The sequence below is a fragment of the Microbacterium sp. H6 genome (genome assembly GCF_003314775.1).
In the GTDB taxonomy this organism is placed as follows: domain Bacteria; phylum Actinomycetota; class Actinomycetes; order Actinomycetales; family Microbacteriaceae; genus Microbacterium; species Microbacterium oxydans.
Genome location: NZ_QOAY01000030.1, coordinates 1 through 5,784 on the forward strand (window position 1 = coordinate 1; position 5,784 = coordinate 5,784).

At 67.9% G+C, this 5,784-nt stretch carries 6 protein-coding genes and 1 pseudogene; 3 read left to right on the forward strand and 4 right to left on the reverse strand.

The window, feature by feature from the left end; genetic code table 11:
* The 3 genes and pseudogenes from DSP71_RS01385 to DSP71_RS01395 all read right to left on the reverse strand — a co-directional run.
* A pseudogene (locus tag DSP71_RS01385) lies at positions 1 to 495 on the reverse strand (oxidoreductase); the annotation flags it as partial.
* A 95-nt stretch (positions 496 to 590) separates the two neighbouring features.
* Positions 591 to 878, reverse strand: coding sequence for a hypothetical protein (locus tag DSP71_RS01390; RefSeq protein WP_127011667.1), 288 nt, complete (start codon positions 876 to 878; stop codon positions 591 to 593).
* A 61-nt stretch (positions 879 to 939) separates the two neighbouring features.
* Positions 940 to 1,674, reverse strand: a complete 735-nt coding sequence (locus DSP71_RS01395; RefSeq protein WP_046746784.1) for a GTP pyrophosphokinase family protein — start codon at positions 1,672 to 1,674, stop codon at positions 940 to 942.
* A 107-nt stretch (positions 1,675 to 1,781) separates the two neighbouring features.
* Between DSP71_RS01395 and DSP71_RS01400 the strand changes: the two genes are divergently transcribed.
* The gene (locus DSP71_RS01400) at positions 1,782 to 2,144 is read left to right on the forward strand and encodes a nuclear transport factor 2 family protein (protein ID WP_113680177.1); all 363 of its coding nucleotides are present in this window, start codon (positions 1,782 to 1,784) and stop codon (positions 2,142 to 2,144) included.
* 27 nt (positions 2,145 to 2,171) lie between these two features.
* On the opposite strand, the gene DSP71_RS01405 is transcribed toward DSP71_RS01400, so the two are convergent.
* Positions 2,172 to 3,278, reverse strand: a complete 1,107-nt coding sequence (locus DSP71_RS01405) for a VanZ family protein (protein ID WP_113680178.1) — start codon at positions 3,276 to 3,278, stop codon at positions 2,172 to 2,174.
* An 84-nt stretch (positions 3,279 to 3,362) separates the two neighbouring features.
* Here DSP71_RS01405 and DSP71_RS01410 point away from each other — a divergent pair, with 84 nt between their 5' ends.
* Positions 3,363 to 5,483 carry an APC family permease gene (locus DSP71_RS01410; protein ID WP_218867851.1) on the forward strand — a complete coding sequence of 707 codons (2,121 nt, stop codon included), beginning with the start codon at positions 3,363 to 3,365 and terminating at the stop codon, positions 5,481 to 5,483.
* 31 nt (positions 5,484 to 5,514) lie between these two features.
* Positions 5,515 to 5,643, forward strand: coding sequence for a hypothetical protein (locus DSP71_RS22880; protein WP_257022224.1), 129 nt, complete (start codon positions 5,515 to 5,517; stop codon positions 5,641 to 5,643).
* The last annotated feature ends 141 nt before the right edge of the window (positions 5,644 to 5,784 follow it).

Consider the following 5,784-nt stretch of genomic DNA (forward strand, 5'->3'; position numbering starts at 1 on the left):
CCCGGCGGTTCGGCCGGCTTCCCCGACGGCAGTGCGGGCGTCCCTCCACCCGCGCAGACGGCGGCTGAGGAGCACGAGGATGATCGACCCGGCGACGGTTCCGAGCACCGGAGGCAGGAAGGCCAGGGGCGACACGGCCGCCCTGGTCACGATGGCGGCCGTGGAGAGCACCCCGGCGACGACGAGTGCGATCACGCCGAGCGGCGGGCGCACGAACTGCAGGATGCCGGCGATCGCCGAGGCGATGAGCACAGCGAGCCCGAGTCCAGCCAGCAGAGCGATCTTGTCGTACTCGCCGAAGGTGGCGATCGCGAACTCCTTGAAGGGCTGCGGCACGATGTCGATCACGAACCCGCCGACCGCGAGGATCGGGCTGGCGGCACGCGCGAAGAGCAGCGCGAACAGCTCGGCCGTGGCGAGGAACACCCCGCCGCCGATCACACCGGCCAGGGCCGCCCAGACGAGGAACCTCTTGCCACTGCGGCGCTGCGCCATGATCGTCTCCTGTTCCACCGTCTCCGATGTGCTCCCCGCTTGTTCGGAGCGACGGCGAGATCGGATGTGACCGATCAGGAGTCGGTGTCCGCCGGTCAGAGACGACGCACGGTGATGGCCTCGCGTCCCTGGAACTGGCGCAGGGTGCGCATGCACCTCGAGCACAGGATCTCGACGCGACGCGGGTGGCCCTCGCCGCACACGCAGTCCACGGTGACACGCCACTTGGCCTTGCGTCCGCACGGCTGGTAGCCGTCGTCGTCGCCGTGGTCGCACTCGCATCGCTGCGACCCACGATCGATGCCGGGGAGGTCGTCGACGTCGAGTCGCTCGTCGACGGCGCGATCGGCTTTGACGGACAAGGCTTCCTGCGTTCTCACCACCTGCCGATGCTCCCAGGGCCGCCCCGTGGGCGCAACAGCGTCGCGCACGGGCGCGTCCCGGTCAGACTCCGACGACGCGGGGGCTCGAGGGTGCGTCCGGGGTGGACGTCGGAGCCGGAGGCGGCGGGGGCGCGAGCTGGCGCTGCGGCACCCCGTGCGCCTCACGGTGCAGGCGCTCCATGCGGCTGTCGAGCTCCGACGCCGCTTCCGCCGCATCAGAGAGGCTGTCGACGAGGTGCGAGGGCACCTGGTTGGAGAACTTGTAGTAGATCTTGTGCTCGAGGCTCGCCCAGAAGTCCATGGCTATCGTGCGGAACTGCACCTCGACCGGCACCGAGAGCGCACCTGTCGACAGGAAGACGGGCACCTCGATGATCGCGTGCAGGCTCTTGTAGCCGTTGGCCTTCGGGTGGGCGATGTAGTCCTTGACCGTGCGCACGGTGACATCGTCCTGTGCGGTGAGCAGGTCGAACAGCCGGTACACGTCGGCGACGAAGCTGCAGGTCACCCGCACGCCGGCGATGTCGGTGATGTCGGCACGGATACGGTCGAAGTCGGGCTCGTCGATGCCCTTCCTGGCAAGCTTCTCGACGATGCTGTCGGGCGACTTCAGACGGCTCTTCACGTGCTCGATGGGGTTGTACGCGTGGTCGTGCGTGAACTCGTCTCGCAGGATCGAGATCTTCGTCTCGACCTCGCGCATCCCGAACTCGTACTCGCGCAGGAACCGCTGCAGCTCGTCGCGCAGCTCGCGGGCCTGGTTGATCGTGTCCTCGGTGACGTGAACGGTCGTCATGTCCTCGACGTTACGGCTTCGTGATCGGAAACCGCTGTGGATCCCCGATGTCCCTACGGTTCTCAAACGGGTTGACGCGGCCTCGACCACGGCCTAGAACGGAGCACATGACGACAGCAGGCGAGGACTGGACCAGGGCCTACATCGAGGCGTGGAAGTCGAACGATCCGGAACGGATCGGGGCGCTCTTCACGCACGACGCCCGATACCTCACGAGTCCCGATTCGGAGCCGCGCGTCGGGCGCGAGGCGATCGTGTCGGGGTGGATCGAAGACGGCGATGAACCGGGGTCCTGGACGTTCGAGTGGGAGGTCCTCCACGAGGTCGACGGCTTCGTGGTCGTCCAGGGGCGCACGAAATACCCGGCCGAACGCGACTACCTCAACCTCTGGATCATCCGGCTCGCACCCGACGGGCGTGCGACCGAGTTCACCGAGTGGTACATGCCACGCCCCCACACAGAGAGTTGAGCGCGCGCACGCCGAACCACCGGTGCGTCATGCGTCGCGCGACGGGGAAGCGGAGGCGGGCGCGATCGGCGCAGAGCCCGCGGCATCCGCTCGCGCGTCGACGAGGTGCTGTCCGGAGGCGATGCCGGGAAGCCCGCGACCGTCGCGCGTCGTGAACGGCAGCACGATCGCGGCGAGGAACAATACGGCCGCCGCGAAACCGAAGAACCCGCCGGTCAGCTGCAGCGCGCTGATTCCGCCGATGCCGCCTGCCCAGCGCAGGAGCCGCGCGAACGGTGCGGGCAGGCGCGATCCCGCGTATCGGAGCTGCACCGCGATGTCGCCGACCGAGCGCCCGCTGATCAGGATCAGCGCCAGGAACAGAGCCGAAGGGGCGATGGTGGCGGCGGCGGATGCGAGGGTCCCGTCGAGCACCGCAGCGCGATCGTCCACGACGAACTCCAGCCACACCTGCACGGTCACACCGGCCGCCATGCTCAGGAACCCGTAGGCGAGGAAGTCGCACAGCATCACGAGCAGGCGACGCCCGCGGGTGACCGGACGGGGAAGATCGGCGTCCGGGCTCGCCTTCGCACCGCGCAGCGACCGCGGGACGAGGATCGCCACGATGCAGCCGATGACCGCACCCAGGGTATTCGTCATGAGGTCGCCCACATCGAAGAAGCGATACGCGCACGGGTAGACGCCCCACACCCCGGTCAACTGCGTCGTCTCGACCAGCAGCGACAGGCCGAAACCGGCGGCGAGCGCCGTAAGCATCCCACGGCCGGCGAGCACCCGGACGAAGAACCCGAGCGGGACGAACAGCAGCACGTTGAACACCAGCTGCAGCAGTGCCGGTTGACGCAGGGGGTTGCCCGGCGCCGCGAAGGCCTTCTGCACATCCCGCACGACCGACATCGGATCGGTGATCGCCCCGACGCAGCGGATCGTGTCGGGGTCGGGCAGCGGGAGCAGGGTGTAGGTCCAGATGGCCCAGAAGTAGATCAGCGCGGCGAGCCACAGCACGGTGCGACCGAGGCCGAGACGTCCGCGGCGGCGATAGCTGATCGCCACGAAGGGCACGAACAGGAGGATGCCGAAAGCCACCCCTATCGCGATCGCGATGAATCCGAGCAGCACCTGATCTTCCACCGCGTGCCAGTGTAGCTTTGCGCGTAAGGATTCCGTGAGGACCGCGCCATCCCACCGTAGGGATTCCGTGAGGATGGCGTGAGGATGCCATCAGGAGGCGTAGTGTCGCCGGACGTGTCAGACGAAAACAGGGAGGGCGCGGAAGCACCGCCGCGCGCCAAACGCATCCTCATCGGCGAACCGCTGACGAGCCAGCAGGTCGACGACCAGCTGCTCCCGAAGCGGATGGCTCTGCCGATCTTCGCGTCCGACGCCCTCAGCTCTGTGGCTTACGCCCCGCAGGAGCTCGTGATGATCCTGCTGATCGGCGGGCTCACCTTCCTGTCGTTCACGCCGCTCGTCGCGGGCGCCGTCGTGGTGCTGCTGGTCGTGGTCGTGCTCAGCTACCGCCAGCTCATCAAGGCCTACCCGTCGGGCGGCGGTGACTACGAGGTCGCGTCGAAGAACCTCGGCGAGATCCCCGGCGTGATCGTTGCTGCGGCCCTCCTGGTCGACTACGTGCTGACCGTCGCCGTGTCGGTCGCCTCCGGTGTCGACAACATCATCTCGGCGGTGCCCGGTCTCGACCCGTTCCGCGTGGAACTCGCCGTCGGCTTCGTGATCCTCATCATCGTGGTGAACCTGCGTGGCGTGCGCGAGGCGTCTCTGGTCTTCGCGATCCCGACGTACGTGTTCATCGGGTCGGTCGGCATCATGATCGTCACCGGACTCATCCGCACCTTCCTCGGCGATGCCCCCGTGGCCTCGAGCCACGATTTCAGCGTGCAGGCGGAGAGCCTCGGCCAGGCGGCCGTGATCCTGCTGATCCTGCGCGCGTTCTCGAGCGGATGCTCGGCCCTCACCGGTGTCGAGGCCGTCTCGAACGGGGTGCCCGCCTTCCGCGCCCCGAAGATCCGCAACGCCCAGTCGACCCTCGTGCTGATGGGCAGCATCGCCGCGTGCCTGTTCGCCGGTCTGACCGCGCTCGCCCTCATCACGGGTGTGCACTACGCCGAGAACCCGTGCGACCTGGTCGGCTTCGACTGCACGAACCCGCAGCCGAGCCTCATGGCGCAGATCGCCGCCGCGACGTTCGGCGGAGGCAGCATCCCCTTCTTCATCATCCAGGCCGCCACCGCGTGCGTGCTGCTGCTCGCGGCGAACACCGCGTTCAACGGCTTCCCGCTGCTGGGGGCCGTGCTCGCGCGTGACGGCTACGCGCCCAAGTCGCTCAACACCCGCGGCGACCGCCTGGTGTTCTCGAACGGCATGATCCTGCTCGGCATCGGCGCCATCGTGGTGCTCCTGGTGTTCCAGGCGAAGCTGACCACGCTGATCCAGCTGTACATCATCGGGGTGTTCGTGTCGTTCTCGCTCGGCCAGATCGGCATGGTGCGGCACTGGCGACGCGTGCTGCGCGGGCCGACGGAGGACAAGGCCGGCCCGGGGATCGACGGCGCATCGGCCGCGGACCGCCGCTCGGCGAAGGTCGGGCTCATCATCAACTCCACCGGTGCCGTGATGACCGTGCTGGTGCTCGTCATCGTGACGATCACGAAGTTCACGCACGGTGCGTATCTGGTGTTCTTCGCGATCCCGATCCTCGCCTTCCTGATGCTGGGCGTGAAGCGGTACTACCGCGATGTCGAACACGAGATCGCGATCGACGACACCACGAAGTTCGGCGCGACCGGCGACCTGGCGATCGTGCTCGTCAACCGTCTGCAGAAGCCCGTCGTGAAGGCCATCGACTACGCGATCGCGGCGAAGCACGGCAAGACCCTCGCGGTGCACGTGGCCGTGGCCTCCGACGACGCGGCGCAACTGCAGAAGGACTGGGCCGACCATCTGGTGCCGATCCCGCTCGTGATCGTCGAGTCGCCGTATCGCTCGTTCGCGCAGCCGGTGACGCAGTTCATCAAGCAGTACCGCGAGAAGCACGGCTCGTCCGTCGTGACCGTGTACCTGCCGCAGTACATCGTGGGCCACTGGTGGGAGTCGTTCCTGCACAACCGTCGCGCCCGCCGGCTCGCCAACCAGCTCATGCTCGTGCACGGGGTGTCGATCACGCTGGTCCCGTGGCTGCTCGACTCGTCGGAGCTCATCTACGGTCGCCGCTCCCGTCCGCTGCCCGGTCAGGAGCGGGGCGGTCGCCCGGTGGTCGTCAGCGGTCGGCGTGCGCACCGTCCCGCTGGTCCACCCCAGGACGGCGTGCCCGAAGCGTGAACTCTTCGGGGCGGATCGCGCAATACAGAGTATGAGCACTCTCGACGACGCGATCTTCCGCCCGGCCCTCGATCCTGCCTCGGTCTCGCTACCGAAGACGACCTCGGTGGATCTCACCTGGCTCTGGGCCGACCTGGGCGCGAAGCCCGAACAGCGCTGAACGCCCTCAGGCTCCGTCGAGCACGGCACCCAGGATGACGGCGGCCTCGGAGAAGCGGGCAGGGTCGGCGTTGGCATAGTTGAGTCGCACGTAGGAACCGGACGGTTCGGCCGGGAACCACTCCGACCCCGGCGCGATGAT